This is a genomic window from Thermocladium modestius (assembly GCF_055398215.1).
The window spans coordinates 695842-714824 of record NZ_AP043731.1; the positions used below are offsets into that span (position 1 = coordinate 695842).

An 18983-nucleotide genomic window follows, 5' to 3' on the forward strand; every position below is an offset into this window, starting at 1 on the left:
CATGTGGAATTAATAAACATTGTGTTCACGTCGCCAATCCGGGCAGAGATCGAGGTCTCCCCCATACACCAACTCGCTCCCCCTCAAGCCGAACCGCTTCACCCAAACCTCGACGCCCGAGTCCACCGCTTCCCGAAACGCGGCGGAGAACCTGGGATCCATGCCCCAATTCGGGGCGAAGCAGGTCGCCCTCCTCATGACCAGGATGAAGGCGATGCCCCTCCGCCCCTCCCTCCTCAACCGCGCCAGCAGCTCCATGTGCTCCGCCCCGCGCCTAGTCGGCGCGTCGGGGAAGAGGGCCCTGCCGCCCACCGCCAGCGTGCACCCCTTCACCTCCACGTACGCGTCGTCGAAGGCGAAGTCCAGCCTATGCCTCCCAACCCTCACCTCCCTCCTGGACCCGCTTGGTAGGAACTTGGAGGCTATATCGGAGTGTATCCCGCTGTCCACCACGACCCACTCCCCGCCGTCCCAGCTCCACGCGGCCGTCACCCTGCACCTCAGTCGCGCCTCCCCCGCTTTTCCGCACCAGCACCTTATTGCCCGGGTATATGAGGTCGAGGAGCCGCCCCGGATCGTGGAGGTGGCACGGCCCCGAGTCAGTCTCCACAATAAACCTATTGGGCCTGTTGATGACCCGGGCCTCCCAAGTATCCCGGAACTCGTAGACCGGGTTCCCCGCAAGCATTGGCGGGGATTTAGGAGTTAATGTTTATAAATGCCCATCCCCGTCTTCCAATTATGGGCAAGATAAGGCCGAGGTACATAAAGAGGGCGGCCGAGGAGTTGATATCGCTTTATGGGGATAAGGCATCCAAGGATTTCGAGGCCAATAAGGAGTTGGTGAACGCCGTGGCCAAGGTTCCGTCGAAGAGGATACGGAACAAGATAGCCGGGTACGTGACCCACGTGGTTAGGATGGAGTCTGAGGAGGCCAGTGAGGAGGCGCCCAGGCTGGAGGAGGTGGAGGAGTGATGGTTCAGAAGGGAGACTACATACTGCTCGAGTACACGGTCACCTCCAAGGATGACGGCAAGGTGGTGGAGACCACCGTGGAGGACACTGCTAAGCAGGCCAACATATACAACCCGGACGAGGTCTACGGCCCGCGCCTCATAATAGTGGGGGAGACGAAACTATTCGAGCCCCTGGAGCAAGCCCTCCTGGCGACCGATGAGGGCGGCGAGGTCAACGTCGAGGTCCCGCCCGACAAGGCGTTCGGTGAGCGTGATCAGGGAAAGGTGAAGACGCTCTCCATAAGGGAGTTCTATAAGTACGGCAAGATACCGAAGCCCGGCGACGTCGTGGAGATGGACGGCCAGCAGGCCAGGGTTATAAGCATATCCAGCGGGAGGGCCATACTGGACTTCAATCACCCCCTCGCCGGCAAGACTCTCCTAATAAAGGGCAGGATAGTCAAGAAGCTGGTCACGGACGAGGAGAAGGCAAAGCAGATAGTGAAGATATACCTCCCCCGAGTCGAGGGTGGGGACGTGGAGGTGAGCGTGGATAAGGCGGCTAAGTCCGTAACCGTCAAGCTGCCCCCCAGCACCCTCTTCATCGATAAGATAGGCAACGTGAAGCTCAGGATAGCGGAGGACCTGGCTGAGAAGTTCGGCGCAGAGAAGGTTCAGTTCATCGAGGAGATAACCATTAAGAGGGAGGAGCAGAAGGAGGAGGGAGGAGGGCAGCCGCAGCAGGAGCAAGCCCAGGCGCAGCAACAGGAGGGAGGTGTCCAGAGTGCTCAAGCCTAACGCCAATAACCTGGAGACAGGGACGACCACGGTTGGAATGGTGGCTCGCGACGCCGTGGTGCTCGCCACGGACAGGAGGGTTACGGCTGGGTACTACATAGCTCACAGGAGGGGGAGGAAGATATGGCGCATAGACGATCACGTGGCGGCCACGATGAGCGGGGGAGTCGCCGACGTCCAGAAGATACTCGAGGCCTTGACGCTTCAAGCCATGGATTACAAGATACGCACGGGCCTACCGGTTCCCGTGAAGACCCTCGCCAATTACGCCTCAGTAGCCATGTTCTCCAGCAGGCCCTACATATTCATAGCCCACATGATACTTGGCGGCGTCACCGAGCAGGAAGGCCCCGTCCTGTACACCATTGACTGGTACGGCTCCGTGACTGAGGAGAGGAGGTTCGCCTCCACGGGCAGCGGGTCCCCCACGGCGTTCGGCGTGCTTGAGGATGGATATAGGGATGGAATGAGCCTGGAGGACGCCATTAAGCTGGGCATACGGGCGGTGCGGGCGGCCATGATGCACGATCCGGCCAGCGGCGAGGGCGTGGACGTGATAACTATAACCCCGAAGGAGGGCTTCAAGGAAATCGATACGTCGAAATACCTCTAACTCACGAAATCCCAGCAAACCCGAAATCACTTTCAAAACGCATTGACCGACCCCGCTCATAGCGGGAGGAAGACCGCCTCCCTGGGAAACCCAGGCGGAAGGCAAGCGAGGGGGCGGGGCATCAACGGCCTAGTCTCGACAATGCAGCCATCACTGCATCCCCTGCCTTCAATGCCATGTCACCTATGGCGCGGGTTGGAAGAAATGCGCCGCCCAGCTTATTGCTTATCATTAGCACGCACCCAGCCCTGGCGCCCCTTATTGATGCTATCACCAGGATGGCGCCGCACTCCATCTCGACGCCAGCCACGCCAAGCCCCGCCAAGCTCGACGCGTCCAGCCTATTCTCCGCGTAGAACGCATCGCTGCTGTACACAACACCCTCCCTGGCGGGCAGTCCCCGCTTCTTCACCTCATCGATCAATGCAAGGTGGAGGGATGGGTCGGCGGCGGCGGGGTATGATAATCGGCCCAGGTACTGCTCGTACAGGCCCCCAGGCAGGTAGGCCGCGCCCCTGGCCACCAGGTACTCGCCCGGGTTGGCAGTCACGCCTCCAGCAGTGCCTAGCCTAACTATGTTGGAGGCGCCCAGCCTTATTAATTCCTCCAGCACTATGGCGGCGGACGGCCCCCCTATCCCGTGGGACGCCAGGGTGATCTCCACCCCGCCTCGCTCGCCGGTCACCACGAGGAATCCCCTATTTGTATTAACCGTCCTGGGATTGGTGAGTAGCCTAGATAGTAGCCTTATCCTGCCGGGGTCCCCCGCCAGCACTGCATTGCTCGCCACCTCGCCCTTCCTGGCCTTCAAGTGCACCGGGCTCACTCTACCTCGCCCCCAGCCTTCCTCAACTCCTCCCTCAAGTAACCAGCCACCCTGGCAACCTCCTCCCTCGCCTCGCCCTCGCTCTCGGCGCTGGCGTACACGTGTATCTCCAGGTAGGGCGCCCCCACCTCATGTCCCTTGGGGTGGCTCTTAACGTACACCCTCCTCCCCATCCTCATCCCCCTCTCTATTATTGGGGCCGCATCAGCCTCCGGCACGCCCCTCACCGTGAAGCTCTCCTCGGCGAAGCTCAGCCTAGGCCCGACCTCCCTGAGCCTGGGCTCAACGTATTGCTCGAACATTCCCTGCATCTCCGCCGGGACCCCAGGCATGGCTATTATGATTGAGCTTCCCTCCCTCACCCAAATGCCCGGCGCCGTGCCCACCGGGTTGGGGATGGGCTCCGCTCCCCGGGGCATCATGGCTTGCTTCAACCTGGGCTGCGTGAGCTCCAGCCCAGCGGCGGCGAACCTACGCTTCACGAGCTCCAGCGCTGCGTCGTTTAAATCATACTGCCGCCCCAATGCCTTGGCAAGGGACTCGCTGGTCTTATCGTCAAAGGTGGGGCCCAGGCCCCCAGTGGACACCACAAGCTCCACTCCTCGCCTCACGGCGTCCCGGAACGCCTCTGCCTCCTCGTCCTCCTCGTCGGGCACCGTTACCTCCCTCCTAACATCGTACCCAAGCAGCGTCAGCTTCCTGGCCAGCCAGGCAGCGTTGGTATTCACGGTTCTACCGATGAGGAGCTCATTGCCGATGGATAATATCCATGCCCTCATCGATTTCCACAACCCCCTCCCTCATATAAATATATACGCGCGAGGTTTATAATGGACCTCATGGACTTATAGCCATGGAGTACTTGGTCCTGCTCTGCCCCAGGTGCGGCAGGCCATCCGCGGCCAGGGCCAGGTCACGCTCCCATTCCTGTCCATACTGCGGGGCAACGTTCCAAATAGCGGAGGCCACGCTGGTGGAGAGGGCTCCCTCCGGGAGGGAGGCTCAATCCATCATTAGGAAACTACTGGAGGGCTCCGCTAAATAGAATGGATTATAGAGATGGACTAGCATTGACTAGAAACGCTCGCTTAATTCCTGGGCTTTGGCTCCTGCCTTTTGGCTATTGCGTGGAAGGACTCCGCTATCGCCTTAGCGCGCTCGTGGAAGGCATCGACCAGCTCGGTTAATCTGCTTCTGATCTGCTCGGGCGACTTCACGGAGTAAACGTAGGTATAGCCGCCGTTTCTGGCGAGCACCGGCCTCCTATTGGCCAGCCCGAGCTGTACGAACTTTATGAGGGAGCGCTCCACGGTGCTCCTCGACTTGCCCACGGCGTTGGCCACCTCAGCCACAGTCATCGTATCCCCCTTGCTCAGCGTGTTGTATATCTCTATTTCGGTGGACGAGAGGCCGAATATGCACTTAAGCAGATCCTCCTCTCCGAACCTCTCCACCAATTCGTCAGCCTCCTTCTCCTTTATTGAGACAAGTGACACCACCAATTACCACCAACAACAGAGTCACAGTCCTCTTTTATAAACGTTTTGCATACGAACCCAACCCGCGCGCACGTGAGCGGCATTCGAATATCGAACAGCCACAACGTTGGCTAGAGGATAAAGGAGAAAACCCCCCTCAACCTACCCATGGATTGATAATGCCCCACGTCAAACAGGAAACCAAGCGAATCGCCGCCCACCCACCTATACAAGTCGACGGCGTCCCGCAGCGTGAAGCCACCGCCCCTTGAAGCAACCACTACGTGCACCGGCCTCCCTCCAAGCAACAATGCCCTCGCCTCCACGTCGGCGTCCCTAAACGAGGCGTGGATTCGCCTGGCAGACATTCCGCCCAGGGAGGCAGGCTTGGATCCTATCACGTATATCCCGGAGCCCCCCGCCCAGGCATAATCGAACCCCACCGGCCTTTGATCTCCCATCCCCAGCATCTTCCCCGCCTCCCCTATTCCGATCAACACTTCATGCATGCTCCTCCTCACCACGGTCTCCGTCCCGCCGACGTCCACGAACCTCCTCCCAACGCCTATGAATACCCCCCCATTCGCCGCCCTCCTAGCCCTCACCTCCACCCTAAGCCCCGCCTCCCCCCGCCTCTCACACCCGCTGCGGCTGATCACCCACTCATCCAAGTCAACCGCCACCCCCGCATCCACCCCGGCCGCCCGCATGGCCATGCACTGCGAGAGCGCGAGGAAGGGGTCGCTGGACGACACTGAATCCCCCGCCCCGCTTACCACCAACTCCTCCTCCGTCCCCGTGTAGACGGCGTCGAACGAGCCAAGCCGCCTCCCGCCAAGCACTACATCGCCCCCCCTCACCTCCGCGTCCCCGCCCTCCTCCACCTCCATCAACGTGGACAGGAAGTCCAGCGTGAACACTCTATTATCCCCCAGCAGGCCCAGCCGACGATGGGGCTCCAGCTCTAGGATCCGGGCCTCCCTGGCGCCGGCCACGAGGGTAACCTTGTGCCCGCCCCTCGCCAGCAGGTAGGCGAGGTAGGCCGTGCCGGCGTTCAATCCAATAACCGCCACCCTAGCCATGAATTGCTTGAACGGCCCCGCTTTAAAAGACACCTACGCGATCTCCAGGGTTATGGGGGCGTGATCCGACCCCCTCACGTCCTCCAAAATCCCCGCCCCCCTTATCCTGCCCCTCAACGACTCCGACGCCACGCAGTAATCTATCCTCCACCCGATGTTCTTCTCCCTGGCGTGGAACCTATAGGACCACCACGTGTAGTGGCCCCCCTCCTTCACGAATAACCTGTAGGTATCTATGAAGCCCAGCGACAGGAATCGCGTGAACCACGCCCTCTCCTCGTCCGTGAAGCCAGCGTGATTCCTATTCTCCCTGGGCCTAGCTATATCCCTCTCCTCGTGCGCCACGTTGAAGTCCCCGCACGCCACGACGGGCTTCCCCAGCCCCAGCACGAATCGCTCGAAGGCCTCGTCGAAGCGGAGCTTGAAGTCCAGCCTCCCCAGCTCCTCCCCAGCGTTGGGGAAGTACGCGTTGATCACGTACAAGTCATCGAGCTCCAGCGCCAAGAGCCTCCCCTCGCTGTCGAACTCCTCCACCCCAAGCCCCTTGATGACGTTTACTGGGTGAATCCGAGTGAGCGTTAAGACGCCGCTGTAGCCCCTCCTCCTGGATGTAGCCATGTACGCCTCGTAGCCCGACATCTGCAGGTCCAGCGGCACGGAGTCCGCCTTCACTTCCTGGAACATCAATATATCATAACGGCCCGACCTAACCAGGTCCAGCACCCCCCGCCCGAGGGCCGCGCGCAGCCCATTCACGTTCCAAGAGAGCAGCATCACGGCAAGGCGTCGACTCCAGGGCTTAAAACGCTACCCGTCTCTTATAGTAATCACAGTAATCCCGCAGCCCGCACTCGCCGCACTTTGGATTTCTGGCCCTACACACGTTCCTCCCAAACTCTATTAGGGATAAGTGGCCCCACAAGTACTCGTCCTTCCTGAATATCCCCATCCATGCCTTGCTCGCCTCATTATACGTGGAAGCCAAGCCCAGCCTCTTGCTTATCCTGAGTATGTGGGTGTCCACCGGGAACGCGGGCTTCCCGAGATTCACCAATATCACGTCGGCCGTCTTGGGCCCAACCCCCGGCATAGACATCAAAAACCGCCTAGCCTCCCCAACATCCATCCCCCTCACCCCCTCCAAATCAACGCCGGCCGCCGCCCTGGCCAACTCCATCAACTGCCTTGCCCTCCTCCTATGCATCCCGGCCGGCCGTATTATTGATGCTAACTCCTCCTCGCCCAGCGATAAGATTCCCCTGGGCGTTACGTTGCCCACCCGCCTCCTCAGCGCCTCAAGCGCCTTGCCGGCATTGGCGTCGCTCGTGTTCTGGGTGAGCACCGTCGCTACGAGCGCCTCAAATATGGAACCGCCCTCCAGCAACACCTTCCAAGCCACGAACCTCTCCGGATCCAGCCTCACGCCCTTAAGGGCTTGAATCACGGCCTCCCTGCTCAGCACGGCTGCCGGGCACTGAATCGATTTAAAAACGCCTCCTCACCGCCTACGCGGCGGCAGCCCTCTCCTCCAGCGCGGGGGGCTCGCTTGACCCGGCGACTACCTTGGCTATGCTTATGGTCTTCAACAAGACCCCGGCCACTGCCGGCCACGGGAGCCTGAACAACGCGAGTGGGAGGGCGAGTATGAATAGCGTTATGCCCACCAGGAAGAGGATGGCGTTGAATCGCCCGCTGATCCTCTTGAAGTCGTTGTAAAGTATGAAGCCCGCCACCAACTCGAACGAGTACCCAGCCATCAGAGTCGCCCCCATCAGCGTCCATTCATGCATCATGCCGAACACTATGAATGCAAGAGTCAACGCCAGGGAGTACGGGGTGTATCTGCGGATATACGTTGATGACTCCAGCCCGGAGCTCCCAAACAATCTATACGCGGCAATGCCAAGGCCCCAGAGGATCCAGAGGATCGATACGAGGGGCCAGGAGAACAGCGATTGAAGCGGCACGAATGCGGTGAGCGATAGGACTGCCATTATTGTGATGCCCGCCGTCAAGCTAGTCAACGTTGCTGAGCGAAACCTATTCACGGGCAAGGACTTTGGCGCGACTTAATAAATTATCACGCAATATATAATCTCAATTACCATGTAGTGAAGCGTGAAAACCGACCCAGCCATCCAGGATCAAACCCCAAGCATTGATTGAAGGCGGGCCGCTCCTTACTGCTGCGCTGCCTCCTGCTCCTCCTTCTTGGGCTCCTCCTTAATTACGGGTTCTCCCTTCCAATCGCTGGGGTAAACCAGCACCATGTTGATTTGAACGGTTTGATCGCTAACCGTGTTGCCGCGCACCAATTTCCTCCTCCTGCCCCCCTCCTCGCTTGGCCTGTACCCCGGCGGGCCGGAGAGAAGGAGGTACCGCTTGGCCGGGCCCTGTAGGTGAGGCAGCATGGGCGCCCCCTCGAACCCGCTTCCGCCCGTTATCTTGAGCTTCAGCTCGCTTGGCAATTGAATGGCTCCCTCCAATAGTTTGGCGTCCACGGTGTCCCCAATGCGGGCCCCGATCAATCGCTCTGCCTCCCTGTCCTTCACCTCCACCTGCTTAGCCCTGCCGCTGAGGGGATCCGATATCACTAACTTGAAAGTAGGCATCGAAGAGTCATTTCAGCATCTTATTTAAATTTTGCCCCGGGCTCAGGCCCACCGCTTCCTGGCCTCCTGGTACTCATGAATCAAGTCCACCTCGCCCGGCTCCAAGTGCTCCCTGAAATCCGTGAGCAACTTAATCAAGTGATCCTCCGGGAGGTCAACGTAGAGGTCATCCCCCTCCCTCACATGCCTGCCCACCATGGAATTGCCTTGAATGGATACCGCCACCTCCTCCCCCTTCCTGGCTAATTGAACCGGCCTCCCATTATTCTGTATCTGCATCACGGTGCCTATGACCCTCCCATCATCCGCCCTCCTCAATCGATACCCAGGCTTTAACTGGCCCTCAAGCACCTTGACGCCGACTATTATGGGGTTGCTCCTCCTAAACACGTACCCAGGCATCAGCCTCACCTTGCCTGGCCGCACCAATTTAGCCAACTCCTCCTCCACAGACCGGTTCCTCTGCTCCCTGTGCCAATTCAGGAAGTCATCAACTAATCTGTACAGTATGTTGTTCTGGAAAACCCTGACCCCATGCTGCTGCGCCTCCACCTCCGCCTCAGGGGTAACCTTCACATTGAACGCCAGGACGACGGCGTAGAGGGGATCCCTCCTCCTCACCACGGAGGCCTCTATCACATCTCGCCTGGTCACGGGCCCTATATCAGCCCTCCTGACGGGTATGTTCTGGCCCCTCAAGTACATGACCATGCTCTCCAAGGTCCCCAGCGTATCGGCCTTGGCAACGACCCCGCTCCTATCAACCTCTATCCTGATGGCCGCCGCCTCCGCGCTCAGCTCGCTCATAGCGCTCCTCAGCTGCGCCTCATCCCTCACCACTATCAGGGGGGACCCAGGCACGGCTCGCTCCAGGGAGTCGCCGACCACCCTGACGCCCGCCGCGGCCTTGACCTCGTCCACGAACACGTACTTATCCTCGGGGTCCCTCATCTCATCCAGGGGCTTCGGCATGACCAGCAGCCTGACCGTGGTGTTGAAGGGCCCATCCAAGCCCAACGCAGCTATCCTATCCCCCCTCCTCACGGAGCCGTCGTATATTATGGCGTCCGCCGTGGTTCCCCAACCCTTCTCCTCCTTTATCTCCATTATGACGCCTCTCCCCGGCCCATTTCCCACGGCGAGCCTATCCCTCACCAGTCTCTGCGTGAGCCCCGCCAGCACCACGAGTAGGTCAGCCACCCCCTCCCCGGTCACCGCGCTCGTTGGCACTATGGGCACCTGCCTCGAGTAATCCGCCACCCTATCGTACCTATCCGCCTCTATGCCGTGCTCCGCCAGCTCCCCCGCTATCCTGGCTATCATTTCCTCCACGCGGCCCTGCACCGCCTCGTCCTGCGCCTCGTATGAATCTATGAAGGCGAAGTTGGGGTGGGGTTCCCAGCCGTATATCTTGTCTACCTTATTCGCAGCCACCACGAACGGTATGCCCCTGGACTTCAACAGGAAGAGGCTCTCCTTGGTTTGCTCCTCCACTCCCTCCAATGCATCGATGACCAGTATAGCCAAGTCGGCCACGGATCCTCCCCTTCGCCTAAGGTTGGAGAACGCCGCGTGGCCCGGCGTGTCAACCATTAGGAACCCCCTCACCCATATCTTCCCGCTCAGCTTGAACTTGGCCAGGAGGCTCGCCGCGTACCGCTCTATGGCGGGCCAGGGCAGGTATGAGAGACCTATGTGCTGCGTTATCATGCCGGGCTCCCTATAGGCCACGGCAGTGTTCCTTATCTTATCCAGCAGCAGCGTCTTCCCAACATCTACGTGGCCCACCACTACAACTATGGGTGCCCTGTACTCAACCATATCGAGTCGAGGATATAGCTATTTAAAAATCATTACCCTAATCCACTACGCCCCCTGCCCGGCTCCCTGCGCCTTACGTATCCAGGCCAGCCTCCTGGGGTTCCTCCCCATCCTGGCGCTGACGAAGCACTTCCTACTGCAGAACCTGGAGACAGTGCCATCGCTCCTAACATACATGAAGCCAGTGCCCGGCGCGATCGGTCTCCCGCAGTAACTGCAATTATATATCCTCATGGCTTTGGGCGCTCCTTCATGATTTATAAATTTTGTCGCCTCCTAGGCTCCACGGCCTTGGCCACCGCGATGCCCACCACGTACAGCGCAGAGAGGGATAAGCCTATTGTCGTCTCTATTATCCCCCCCGTGGCTCCAGGCGACACTATCAATGCAAATACAAATGACGCGAGCACGCCCCACCTCCAATTCCTTCTCCACGCTTCCGCGCTCACGGCCCCGACCTTGGTGAGGCCAGCCATCACCAGCGGCAACTGGAAGCCGATGCCCATGGCAGCCATGAAGGAGACCACTGTGCCTATGAAGGATTTAATGCTGAGCGTCGGCTCCACTCCCAGGGATTCATCAAATAAAAGGAAGAACTTCAACATTGTTGGAACTATAACGGCGTAGGCGAACAACGCCCCCGCGGCGAAGAGGGCAATGGATGGAATTATTGCGGCCTTGACGGCCTTCCTCTCGTGCGGGTAAAGGCCCGGCGCCACGAATCCCCACAGCTCCCACATTACGACCGGCAGCGCGACGGCGGCGGATAGCAGCAGCGACACCTCTATCGAGGCGTAGAGCGGATCGAACACGCCTATCGATATCAACTTAACCTGGCTGGGGAGGAGGGACTCCACGAATCTGCTCACCAGCATAGTGGAGATGCTGTGATCTATTGATGGGTAGGGAACGGGAAGCAATGGATCCCCGCCCACCTTCACCATTCTTACGCCGAAGGCGAAGGAAAAGATAAATGCCAACGCGACTGCAAGCAATGCCCGCCTGAGTCTCCTAGTCAATTCAGCCAAGTGGGAGAGCAGCTCCTCCCCGGACATCACTTACCCTTCTTCAGCTCCTCGACCTGCCTCTGCAGCTCCTCTATCTTCTTCTTCAGCTCCTCCACGCTCTCCTCATCGTTTTTCCTCTCATCTGGTTGCGACTGTTGATTCTGTTGCTGCGGCTGGGTCTGTGGGGTGCTTGACTGCATCTGCCTCAGCTCGTTCTCAACCTCTATCTGGCCCTTCCTGAACTCCCCGAAGGCCCTTCCCAGGGACCTGAATATCTCCGGTAACTTGCTAGCGCCCCCGAATAGCACCAGCGCCACCACGATCAAGATTATCCAGTCCCACACGCTTCCAGGCATGCTTCGAAAGGCGTGAAGAGGAGTATATATATTTACCGGGGATCTCCGGCCGCAACGTCAAGTTTATCTGAGAGACGGTTACTTAAACGAGTGCCGGCAGTATCTAGGCGGAGCAGGGATGAATTGATAATAGGTAATGGGTTGAGGGTGGACGCTAGGTTCGCCTACCTGCTTAAATCTGTGATGGAGCTGGGCTCCTTAAATGCAGCCGCCAGGCGAGTTGGAGTGCCGTACGCCTCGGCTTGGGAGTGGATAAGCAAGGCCGAGTCCTTCCTGGGACGTAGATTGATGGAGAGGCAAAGGGGAGGGGAGGGCGGCGGGGGAGCCAGGTTGACGGGGGATGGCGTTGCCCTGCTGAGGGAGTTGGAGGCAATAATGGGAGGCGGCGCTGACCTCGCCGTGTCGGGCAGCAATGATGAGGCGGTGCCGCGTTTGCTCGGCTTGCTGGAGTTATCATCATCCAGCGAGTGGGTGGGCTCGCTTAATGGTCTATCCAAGGTATTGATGATGGAGGTAGACGTGGCTGGCATTCATTTGATGGGAGGTAATGAGGAGGCCATAGATGAGTTGGGGCTCTCCAAGGAGCTGCGATTGGTGAAGGGGTATAGGAGGAGCATAGGCCTAGTGATTAGAAGCGAATTAACGCTTAAGCAAGTAGTGGAGGGGTTGCGGGAGGGCAGGCTCAGGTTGAAGATGAGGAACCTCGGCTCTGGCACTCGGATGTTGATTGATAAATTCCTGGCAGATAATGGACTGGATCCAGCCGAGGTGGCCAGCCCCCCGTCCGTGGCGCGCACCCACGTCGAGGTGGCTAAGGCCGTGGCCAGGGGAGAAGCCGATGTGGGGGTGGCAATAGAATACGCTGCCTCACTCCTCGGCCTACAATTCATTAGGTTAGCGGTGGAGGACTTCGACTTCGTGTACTTGAGGGGAAACAATAGGCCGGCCATAAGGAAATTCGAGTCCCTGCTGGAATCCGACGTAGCTAAGAGCATGATAAGCAGAATGAAGGGATACATAGTGTGATTGCCGGTTCCCTAATATGAGGGCCACCGAAAGCCCGCAGTGCCTGGTTCCTGATTTCCCGATTGGAAAAGCCCCCCCCCAGGTCTCTGCATGCTTGAGCTCGGAATGATCATACTCGTCTCATCCATGCTCGCCGGGGCCTTGTCCGTGAGGGCAGGTAGTTTACTCACCAGGCTTAGCGGCCAAGAAAAACGGTATCGACATAGCCGTTAAGCCCGCCTCCAGCAGGACCGCATCCATCAATCCGTAGCGGATAATCATGAAGGCAAATAAAACGCTGGCCAGCACGGCCGCCACGAATTTCCCGTTATAGATTATGCCGAATAGGAAAGTCGATGATGAGGTTCCATATCTATCCCCTATCAGCGACGCGTATAGCGTCATCATTGCACCGCCTAGGAATCCCACCAAGCCGGCCGCCGCTATGTATAGGACTGGAAGGCCGCTCAACACAAGGGGAGTAGCCACAGCCAGCATCGATATTTCGGCAAGTATGGCATTCCTCCTTCCCCAGGAATCCGATATGAAGCCCATTATGGGCCGCCCTATGCCGCTGAACAGGGGCAGCACCGTGGCAGCAGCAGTCACGGTGAAGTAATCATACCTCACCCCCATCACGGACAGACTCGATGAATAGAGTTGGAGAGGTATGGATGCCAGCGAGAATGATATGAAGATCAACCAGAAGCTTGGGCCAGGAGGCAATGGATTGCTTCCCTTCCCCCTCTTATCCGCTGCCGGGTACTTGCTGCTGGCCATCAATGCGGTAGACACGATCAACAACGCGCCGCCTATGATCATCATCGGCGCTAGGTAATCCCCGCGGCTGGCCAGGGGGGATATGAATGGATTGAAGAAAGTGGAGCCCAGCCCAAAGCCCATGTTTATCAGACCAGTGGCGAGCCCCCTTGATTTGCCGAACCACTTGACGCCTAGGTTTATTGAGACGGCATACACAAAGCCGACCCCCGTGCTTCCCAGGGACCAAAGCGCGTAGAAGGCGTATATCGACTTAGTCAGTCCCGCAGTCATCATGCCGATGCCGGCCAATGCGCTGCCGGTGGCTCCCACGATCGCCGGCCCCCGCGCATCGGCCACGTACCCCCCAAGCACTTGTGATAGTGTTGAGAATAGAACGAATAGGGAGTAGGCGGTTTGGATGAGAGGGAGACCGACTCCAAAGCTGTTGGCTAGGGGCTTCATGAAGATGTTCCAGCTATATTGATAAGTGCCCACCAAGAGCATGGGAACCAATCCCTGGACTATGATTAACCACTTCCTCACTGCCCCCGCCGTCAACAGATCCTTTTTATTTAATGCCGGAGATAAGTCGATTAAACACCATAGGCGAGGCTCCGCTATTGATGGGGGCTTGAATGCGAGCCTGGACGTGGGGGTCAGCTGCTAAGGGTCTCTTCCAATACCCTTGGGTGCGCTTGCCGTGGGAGTTAGGCGGGCCAGGGAGTACTCTCCTAAGGAGGAAGCGGCTTCACCGTATGTACCTAGGAACATGTTGCTGACCCACTTCAACCAGGTCATTTTGCGGGATCCCATAGAATGATAATGTAGAAAGCTCAAGGGAGGGAAAAGAGATGAAGAAAAAGGAAAGAGAGGGTTTAATTTGTTTGTAGTTGATGGCAATTGCCATTACTCTTTCTTTATTGCCTTCTTAACGGCGTCCAAAGTGGCTGGAGGTATTGTAGTCATGCCATGGGCATGCCGTGCATGCGCCGCCACTATATCCATCATTTCCTGCTCCGAGGATACGCCGTGAACCTCAAAGCCACACTGCATGCCCACGTCCTTACATTTAAAGCCATACGGCATATACTAATTTCAGCTACTGTTAGTTATAAATGTTTTGTTTTTGTAATATTAAAGACTTAAATAATCGCCCTTAGATGTTTTGGATGCAATGCCTAAATTTGCGTGGGCCTCAACATTATGAGAGCAAATATTACAAAATATAGCTCCTTCCATGTATTAGGTGTACAACTAGAGCAAGTTTTTGGGTTTAGCTGTTTTGAGCCCCTTGCACCGAGCCTGGGTCCCCCTATTAGGTCACCCAGGTTGAGAAAATGGTTTATCCCTGGGCAGCAGAAGACCTTGCTCGAAGGGATGAGAGGTGAGCGTTGTTGTAGGGGAGCTTTTTTTGGTAATTGGTTAGATATGGGGATTGCCCATGGGGAGAGGGAACCAACCATAAGATGGGAAGCTCTAAAGGACGGGACAGCTCGCGGACCAATTTTCACCAATGCTCTACAATGATCAGTAGACTAGTCTTCAATAGTTGACTAATGGTTTATCTCCATTATATAGGAAAGGTAGGTCTCGTCTTTTGGGGTGGGGTGGGTTTTTAGGGGCTTGCCCCGCTTCTCCTTCGCTCCTCCCCTGGTCAGCTCTTGAAGGGTGGGGCTGATCTTCCCCACAATTCCAAGGGAGGAGGCGGAGTAGCCCCAAGGGGGTAATCCAGACCCCGGGAACCCCCGCCCCCCAAGGCGGGGAGGGGATCAGTTAACTCAAGGTTCTGTGTATTTTTTACCACCGGTTACCACTAAAAATCTCTAGTCTGAGTGTGTTTCGTGAGCTCTAGAAGCATAGGCAGAGGCAGGTGTCCTAAGTGTGGTAGGGAGGGTTCAGTAATTATTAAGAGGCTTGGGGATAGGGAGTACGTATACATCAAGCACGGTATGATCTGGCATTAAATAGGGCTCTTGGAAAAGGTGAATGTCAACTCAATAATCAGTGGTAGGGTAGTCTCCCCGCTGTTGAGGGTTGGGGGTCGTGGTCTTAATGCATGGAGCCTGGGTAAAGTAGCCAGTATGGCTTTAGCGGTGGGTCTAGCAATTGTAATTATACTTACTTTTGCCGTATTCATGAAGCCAGCGATATTAGTACTAGGACTAGGCATGAATATTAGTTCGTCGACGTCCATGAGCCGCATAATAGTAATTTCCAATACGTTTAGTTACCCAGCCAAGGTCATGGTAACCACCAAGGGCACGTCCTTCAGCATGGCTAATCAATCGGCCTTAATAAGGCCCCTATGTGCATCAACGGCGCTTAATGCTACGGGCTCATTGAGGTGCATGTTGGATGGAGAATATTCAATTAATAGCACGCTCTTTAAAATAAACTATTTTAGAGGGAACTATACGAGCTTTGAAACAATGCTTGAGCCTGGGCAGGCATTGCTAATCATGGTTAAGCTGGGACCCATGAAGGATGTTGATGTACGTGAAAGGCCGGTGGTGGCGAATGGTGAAGTGAAATTGGGGCTCATTGGCTAACGCCATTCATGGCATTGACCTAGAAAGTAAGCCGAATCACTGCCTTAAAATTGAATAATGAGGAAATGTCCTAAGTCGGTCCTCATAAAGCGAACGGCTAACCTCGCCCTTTAGGGCGGGGGTATGTCAGAAGCCCAAGCGGCTCATTAACGGTTAGCCTACTCAAGCGTGGGCGGTTAAGGTGGTATGGCCGTGGTATGGCCTTACTATCGACATTACTACTAAATCCACGCGTCCAATTGGGGTTTCCAACCGAGCATGGCTAACCCCCTCTTGATCGGAGGCCTGGTCGGGATAATGTTGGTGGCTGCCATGGCGGGTGCAGTGCTGGTGCATATCTATCGTATAGTTCCACCCCCACCAGATATAGCTGAGTTCATCAGCGCGCCAATCAATGTAACACGCGTTGTGGTCGTTAATAACACGGTCTGGCAATACCCAGTTAACGTAACTGTGACCATTAATGGAGGGTACTTCAGCATAGCCGACACCACGGCCAATAGGCAATATCACTCCTGGGCCGATAGGTGTGTATTATGTAAATTACTTCGACATCGGCGAATTTAGAGGAATGTATGCTAAGTATACATTAACATTGAAATCAGGTCAGTCAATACTAATACTGGCACGCTTGGGATCGGACATAAAATTGAACGTCAAGATGAAGCCCCTACAGTAAGGGCGCCCCCTTTCTTAAAAAATCAAACCCCCTTACCCCCTTATTCCAAGTAACGCTTATCCCCAAGGATTAATCGTACCCCGTCAATGTGGGGCGGCATTCGAATGATGAAGAGCCCAATCTCGTGCCGTTCTTTTAATTTTATGGTATTCGCCGAGACCCTGGATCGCGTGAATACTACCATCAGTAAGGCGAATAATAGCAAGGGCTGCCTGGAATATCGCGTGGACTAGCATGATCTTAGCCCCTCACTGAAGTAATTACAGGGATTATCAGCTCCCTCAACGCGCTGTGAGCTATGAAGTTGAACCGAGACGCCTTAGCTTTAATCCCAGCGTTATCAACATAAGAGACTGTTGAGAACAGCCTAGTCCCAGTGGGTCCGGCATACCTGCTTCCCACTAAGTGTTGATTCAAGAGATCCACCAGCGAGGAGGTTTACTGCTATATCTCACTTCTGCTTCTCCTTGGTTTGAGGACCCACGTCCTCGCCGGGCTTTATTATATCTATGCCAAGCATCCGCGCTCTCGCAACTACTAGGTCCGGGTTTTTGTCGTGTATGAAGGCAGTTATCACTATTACCTTGTCGGGCTTCATGCCGGTGGACTTCTCGTAAAGCTCTGCCTTGCGCTTTATGAAGGGCAGATCTCCGCGCTTAAGCGTCGATGTTATTTCTGCGATTATCCTCACGCCATTCCTGATCAATATATCAACATCTATCTCAGATGCGTACCCATACACGTAACCATCTCCATCATAGTACACCCACTTCTCTGCCTTATAACCAACGCTGGCCAGCAGCTCCTTTACGCCGTTCCTCACAGCATCCTCATTCACCAATCCCCCCCTGGCTCCCAGCGAGTCCAACATAATCCTCAGGCTCTTCAGCTCCCTCCAGACCTCCTCCTTGAGCTTTTCCAGGTCTTCCCTAGTAGCCATCATTTTTAGGTCTTCTTTTGTTGCCATTGTTTCTTTCATTTCCTTTCGTAGATTGTTTAGGTCTTCTTTTGTTGCCATTGTTTCTTTCATTTCCTTTATATCATCCTTCGTGGCCAAGTTCTGCCATGGCATTAATTTTATAAGTGCATCGTATACGATAGACGGATTACTTACTAGCGCATCCCGTATTATTGTCGGGTCCTCCTTGAGCAGCATCCTTATCGTTTCCCTTAGATCACTCATTTCCAACTAAGTAATCAATGCCATGAATTAAATATCTTTCTCTGCATGGGATCCCATTACATCTAAGGTAATCCAGCTCTATGATTCATAGTCATTATAATGGTGCGGGGGGTGGGATTTGAACCCACGCAGGCCTTCGCCAACGGGACCTAAACCCGCCCCCTTTGACCATGCTCGGGTACCCCCGCCCATGATGCCGATGGGAGGGTACCATTTAAATTTTACCGTGTGTGGTTCCAGGCAAGGATCAATTCGTGCATTTATGATCGATGAATCGATAAACCTATGAATCGCCCCAAGGGGATCCTCGCCCTTTAGGGCGGAGAGGAAGTCAGATATGGATCCTGGTGATTGCTTTGGGGGCGGCATTAATGGGGGATAAGCTCGGACCCATCTATTGGACACTTGCCCCTTTGCTTCTTGGCGCATGTGGTGCAGTACATGGATCCGCATTTGGGGCAGGTGAAGTAATCATCTGCCTTGTATATCCTCTTGCCGCATCTCCAGCATCGTCCCAGCATTAATGATTTGGGAACGTACGCCATACTGGCAACGATTCGAGCAGGGCCGGTTTTAAAGATTGCTGTTGTGCATGAGGCGGGCTAGGATTGGTTGGGATAAAAAATAAAAACGCACCCGGCATTGCTGCGTCGAGGGGCCGTAGTCTAGCTTGGTTAGGGGGTTCAACCCGACTAAGACGCACGGCTCGGGCCTGCATGGCGGGAACTGGGCAGCAACTCCACTAGAATCCCCGCCCCTCATCTATGTTAACGTCCACCTCATCCCGTAGGGAGCGGATCAACTCTCTCTCCTCCTCCGTCACCCCCATCACCTCCATGTCCACCAACATTCGGGCCACCTCAACAGCGACGTCCCTAATGGATACTATGCCCTCCAGGAATCCGTTTTCATCGACGACGGGCAGGTGCCTGATCCCGTGCTTCGCCATTATGTGGATCGCCTTCAATATGCTGGCGTCCTTGGTTATTGTTATGGGCGACCTCGTCATGATGGAGCCCACCGTCATCGCTGCAACGGAGCCCCCGCTGGAGTCAACGGCCTTAACCACGTCCCTCTCCGTCAGGATCCCCACGGGCGCATCGGTCTCGTCGGTGACCAGAACAACGCTTATCTTGTTATCCATCATTAATTTAACCGCCAACAGCAAAGGATCGGATTCGCTTGCGGTGACGGCCACCTCTCGCATCACGTCGCTGACCCTGGGGAGCTCCATGGGATTCTCAGTCCCCCGCTCA

26 protein-coding genes, 1 tRNA gene and 1 pseudogene are annotated in these 18983 nt (G+C 56.2%); 8 read left to right on the forward strand and 20 right to left on the reverse strand.

Features of this window, described 5'->3' with window-relative positions:
• Window positions 1-9: 9 nt before the first annotated feature.
• Window positions 10-688 (reverse strand): annotated as a pseudogene (gene sfsA, locus ACZ5ZS_RS03475) (DNA/RNA nuclease SfsA).
• A 53-nt stretch (window positions 689-741) separates the two neighbouring features.
• Between sfsA and ACZ5ZS_RS03480 the strand changes: the two are divergent.
• From ACZ5ZS_RS03480 to ACZ5ZS_RS03490, 3 genes are read left to right on the forward strand one after another with little or no spacing between them, the layout of a single operon-like run.
• Window positions 742-975, forward strand: a complete 234-nt coding sequence (locus ACZ5ZS_RS03480) for a 30S ribosomal protein S17e (RefSeq protein WP_188596983.1) — start codon at window positions 742-744, stop codon at window positions 973-975.
• Window positions 975-1754 carry a peptidylprolyl isomerase gene (locus ACZ5ZS_RS03485; protein WP_306464053.1) on the forward strand — a complete coding sequence of 260 codons (780 nt, stop codon included), beginning with the start codon at window positions 975-977 and terminating at the stop codon, window positions 1752-1754. Before ACZ5ZS_RS03480 ends, ACZ5ZS_RS03485 begins: the two co-directional genes overlap by 1 nt.
• Before the next feature lie 37 nt (window positions 1755-1791).
• Window positions 1792-2367: an Ntn hydrolase family protein gene (locus ACZ5ZS_RS03490; RefSeq protein ID WP_188597183.1), complete on the forward strand. Its 576-nt coding sequence runs from the start codon at window positions 1792-1794 to the stop codon at window positions 2365-2367.
• Window positions 2368-2488: 121 nt separating this feature from the next.
• On the opposite strand, the gene ACZ5ZS_RS03495 is transcribed toward ACZ5ZS_RS03490, so the two are convergent.
• The gene (locus tag ACZ5ZS_RS03495) at window positions 2489-3193 is read right to left on the reverse strand and encodes a phosphorylase family protein (RefSeq protein WP_188596985.1); all 705 of its coding nucleotides are present in this window, start codon (window positions 3191-3193) and stop codon (window positions 2489-2491) included.
• Window positions 3190-3972, reverse strand: coding sequence for a nicotinamide mononucleotide deamidase-related protein (locus ACZ5ZS_RS03500; protein ID WP_188596986.1), 783 nt, complete (start codon window positions 3970-3972; stop codon window positions 3190-3192). Before ACZ5ZS_RS03500 ends, ACZ5ZS_RS03495 begins: the two co-directional genes overlap by 4 nt.
• Window positions 3973-4046: 74 nt before the next feature.
• Between ACZ5ZS_RS03500 and ACZ5ZS_RS03505 the strand changes: the two genes are divergently transcribed.
• Complete coding sequence (locus ACZ5ZS_RS03505) at window positions 4047-4238, forward strand: DUF1922 domain-containing protein (RefSeq protein ID WP_188596987.1); 192 nt, start codon at window positions 4047-4049, stop codon at window positions 4236-4238.
• 43 nt (window positions 4239-4281) lie between these two features.
• Here ACZ5ZS_RS03505 and ACZ5ZS_RS03510 read toward each other — a convergent pair whose 3' ends face one another.
• The 10 genes from ACZ5ZS_RS03510 to ACZ5ZS_RS03555 form a co-directional block, all read right to left on the reverse strand.
• A complete protein-coding gene (locus tag ACZ5ZS_RS03510) occupies window positions 4282-4692 on the reverse strand; it encodes a helix-turn-helix domain-containing protein (protein WP_188596988.1) in 411 nt (136 codons plus the stop codon).
• Between the two features lie 110 nt (window positions 4693-4802).
• Window positions 4803-5786, reverse strand: a complete 984-nt coding sequence (locus ACZ5ZS_RS03515) for a ketopantoate reductase family protein (RefSeq protein ID WP_188596989.1) — start codon at window positions 5784-5786, stop codon at window positions 4803-4805.
• A complete protein-coding gene (locus tag ACZ5ZS_RS03520; RefSeq protein ID WP_188596990.1) occupies window positions 5787-6530 on the reverse strand; it encodes an exodeoxyribonuclease III in 744 nt (247 codons plus the stop codon).
• A 22-nt stretch (window positions 6531-6552) separates the two neighbouring features.
• A complete protein-coding gene (locus ACZ5ZS_RS03525; RefSeq protein WP_188596991.1) occupies window positions 6553-7215 on the reverse strand; it encodes an endonuclease III domain-containing protein in 663 nt (220 codons plus the stop codon).
• Between the two features lie 43 nt (window positions 7216-7258).
• The gene (locus ACZ5ZS_RS03530) at window positions 7259-7801 is read right to left on the reverse strand and encodes a hypothetical protein (RefSeq protein ID WP_188596992.1); all 543 of its coding nucleotides are present in this window, start codon (window positions 7799-7801) and stop codon (window positions 7259-7261) included.
• A 132-nt stretch (window positions 7802-7933) separates the two neighbouring features.
• Window positions 7934-8365, reverse strand: a complete 432-nt coding sequence (locus ACZ5ZS_RS03535; RefSeq protein WP_188596993.1) for a 30S ribosomal protein S6e — start codon at window positions 8363-8365, stop codon at window positions 7934-7936.
• A gap of 42 nt (window positions 8366-8407) precedes the next feature.
• Complete coding sequence (infB, locus tag ACZ5ZS_RS03540; protein ID WP_188596994.1) at window positions 8408-10186, reverse strand: translation initiation factor IF-2; 1779 nt, start codon at window positions 10184-10186, stop codon at window positions 8408-8410.
• A 45-nt stretch (window positions 10187-10231) separates the two neighbouring features.
• Window positions 10232-10420 carry a 50S ribosomal protein L24e gene (locus ACZ5ZS_RS03545; RefSeq protein WP_188596995.1) on the reverse strand — a complete coding sequence of 63 codons (189 nt, stop codon included), beginning with the start codon at window positions 10418-10420 and terminating at the stop codon, window positions 10232-10234.
• Between the two features lie 23 nt (window positions 10421-10443).
• Window positions 10444-11241: a twin-arginine translocase subunit TatC gene (tatC, locus tag ACZ5ZS_RS03550; RefSeq protein WP_188596996.1), complete on the reverse strand. Its 798-nt coding sequence runs from the start codon at window positions 11239-11241 to the stop codon at window positions 10444-10446.
• A complete protein-coding gene (locus tag ACZ5ZS_RS03555) occupies window positions 11241-11549 on the reverse strand; it encodes a twin-arginine translocase TatA/TatE family subunit (protein ID WP_188596997.1) in 309 nt (102 codons plus the stop codon). The genes tatC and ACZ5ZS_RS03555 overlap by 1 nt, the downstream gene beginning before the upstream one ends.
• A 90-nt stretch (window positions 11550-11639) precedes the next feature.
• Between ACZ5ZS_RS03555 and ACZ5ZS_RS03560 the strand changes: the two genes are divergently transcribed.
• Window positions 11640-12575: a substrate-binding domain-containing protein gene (locus ACZ5ZS_RS03560; protein ID WP_188596998.1), complete on the forward strand. Its 936-nt coding sequence runs from the start codon at window positions 11640-11642 to the stop codon at window positions 12573-12575.
• A gap of 162 nt (window positions 12576-12737) precedes the next feature.
• On the opposite strand, the gene ACZ5ZS_RS03565 is transcribed toward ACZ5ZS_RS03560, so the two are convergent.
• Together ACZ5ZS_RS03565 and ACZ5ZS_RS03570 are read right to left on the reverse strand one after the other, a co-directional pair.
• Window positions 12738-13859: an MFS transporter gene (locus ACZ5ZS_RS03565; protein ID WP_188596999.1), complete on the reverse strand. Its 1122-nt coding sequence runs from the start codon at window positions 13857-13859 to the stop codon at window positions 12738-12740.
• A 363-nt stretch (window positions 13860-14222) separates the two neighbouring features.
• Window positions 14223-14402, reverse strand: a complete 180-nt coding sequence (locus ACZ5ZS_RS03570) for a DUF1059 domain-containing protein (protein ID WP_075060418.1) — start codon at window positions 14400-14402, stop codon at window positions 14223-14225.
• Window positions 14403-15157: 755 nt separating this feature from the next.
• Between ACZ5ZS_RS03570 and ACZ5ZS_RS03575 the strand changes: the two genes are divergently transcribed.
• The 3 genes from ACZ5ZS_RS03575 to ACZ5ZS_RS03585 all read left to right on the forward strand — a co-directional run bounded on the left by ACZ5ZS_RS03575 (window position 15158) and on the right by ACZ5ZS_RS03585 (window position 16432).
• Entirely contained in the window at window positions 15158-15280 is a 123-nt protein-coding gene (locus ACZ5ZS_RS03575; RefSeq protein ID WP_464858531.1) for a hypothetical protein, read from the forward strand.
• Window positions 15281-15451: 171 nt separating this feature from the next.
• Window positions 15452-15865, forward strand: coding sequence for a hypothetical protein (locus tag ACZ5ZS_RS03580; RefSeq protein ID WP_188597000.1), 414 nt, complete (start codon window positions 15452-15454; stop codon window positions 15863-15865).
• A 258-nt stretch (window positions 15866-16123) separates the two neighbouring features.
• Window positions 16124-16432 carry a hypothetical protein gene (locus ACZ5ZS_RS03585; RefSeq protein ID WP_188597001.1) on the forward strand — a complete coding sequence of 103 codons (309 nt, stop codon included), beginning with the start codon at window positions 16124-16126 and terminating at the stop codon, window positions 16430-16432.
• A gap of 352 nt (window positions 16433-16784) precedes the next feature.
• Here the strand turns inward: ACZ5ZS_RS03585 and ACZ5ZS_RS03590 are convergent, their stop codons facing one another.
• The 5 genes from ACZ5ZS_RS03590 to ACZ5ZS_RS03610 all read right to left on the reverse strand — a co-directional run bounded on the left by ACZ5ZS_RS03590 (window position 16785) and on the right by ACZ5ZS_RS03610 (window position 18961).
• Complete coding sequence (locus ACZ5ZS_RS03590; RefSeq protein ID WP_188597002.1) at window positions 16785-16961, reverse strand: hypothetical protein; 177 nt, start codon at window positions 16959-16961, stop codon at window positions 16785-16787.
• 34 nt (window positions 16962-16995) lie between these two features.
• Entirely contained in the window at window positions 16996-17727 is a 732-nt protein-coding gene (locus ACZ5ZS_RS03595; protein ID WP_188597003.1) for a PD-(D/E)XK nuclease family protein, read from the reverse strand.
• A 100-nt stretch (window positions 17728-17827) separates the two neighbouring features.
• Window positions 17828-17915: transfer RNA gene (locus tag ACZ5ZS_RS03600), tRNA-Leu, on the reverse strand.
• 180 nt (window positions 17916-18095) lie between these two features.
• Entirely contained in the window at window positions 18096-18272 is a 177-nt protein-coding gene (locus tag ACZ5ZS_RS03605) for a hypothetical protein (RefSeq protein WP_188597004.1), read from the reverse strand.
• Window positions 18273-18469: 197 nt separating this feature from the next.
• Window positions 18470-18961, reverse strand: coding sequence for a CBS domain-containing protein (locus tag ACZ5ZS_RS03610; RefSeq protein WP_188597005.1), 492 nt, complete (start codon window positions 18959-18961; stop codon window positions 18470-18472).
• Window positions 18962-18983 lie beyond the last annotated feature (22 nt).

Coding starts and splice junctions, on each gene's coding strand:
- ACZ5ZS_RS03480 (WP_188596983.1), top strand. CDS start 742: ATGGGCAAGATAAGGCCGAGGTACATAAAGAGGGCGGCCGAGGAGTTG.
- ACZ5ZS_RS03485 (WP_306464053.1), top strand. CDS start 975: ATGGTTCAGAAGGGAGACTACATACTGCTCGAGTACACGGTCACCTCC.
- ACZ5ZS_RS03490 (WP_188597183.1), top strand. CDS start 1,792: ATGGTGGCTCGCGACGCCGTGGTGCTCGCCACGGACAGGAGGGTTACG.
- ACZ5ZS_RS03500 (WP_188596986.1), bottom strand. CDS start 3,972: ATGAGGGCATGGATATTATCCATCGGCAATGAGCTCCTCATCGGTAGA.
- ACZ5ZS_RS03505 (WP_188596987.1), top strand. CDS start 4,047: ATGGAGTACTTGGTCCTGCTCTGCCCCAGGTGCGGCAGGCCATCCGCG.
- ACZ5ZS_RS03535 (WP_188596993.1), bottom strand. CDS start 8,365: ATGCCTACTTTCAAGTTAGTGATATCGGATCCCCTCAGCGGCAGGGCT.
- infB (WP_188596994.1), bottom strand. CDS start 10,186: ATGGTTGAGTACAGGGCACCCATAGTTGTAGTGGTGGGCCACGTAGAT.
- ACZ5ZS_RS03545 (WP_188596995.1), bottom strand. CDS start 10,420: ATGAGGATATATAATTGCAGTTACTGCGGGAGACCGATCGCGCCGGGC.
- tatC (WP_188596996.1), bottom strand. CDS start 11,241: ATGTCCGGGGAGGAGCTGCTCTCCCACTTGGCTGAATTGACTAGGAGA.
- ACZ5ZS_RS03555 (WP_188596997.1), bottom strand. CDS start 11,549: ATGCCTGGAAGCGTGTGGGACTGGATAATCTTGATCGTGGTGGCGCTG.
- ACZ5ZS_RS03570 (WP_075060418.1), bottom strand. CDS start 14,402: ATGCCGTATGGCTTTAAATGTAAGGACGTGGGCATGCAGTGTGGCTTT.
- ACZ5ZS_RS03580 (WP_188597000.1), top strand. CDS start 15,452: ATGAAGCCAGCGATATTAGTACTAGGACTAGGCATGAATATTAGTTCG.
- ACZ5ZS_RS03585 (WP_188597001.1), top strand. CDS start 16,124: ATGGCTAACCCCCTCTTGATCGGAGGCCTGGTCGGGATAATGTTGGTG.
- ACZ5ZS_RS03595 (WP_188597003.1), bottom strand. CDS start 17,727: ATGAGTGATCTAAGGGAAACGATAAGGATGCTGCTCAAGGAGGACCCG.
- ACZ5ZS_RS03605 (WP_188597004.1), bottom strand. CDS start 18,272: ATGGCGTACGTTCCCAAATCATTAATGCTGGGACGATGCTGGAGATGC.
- ACZ5ZS_RS03610 (WP_188597005.1), bottom strand. CDS start 18,961: ATGGAGCTCCCCAGGGTCAGCGACGTGATGCGAGAGGTGGCCGTCACC.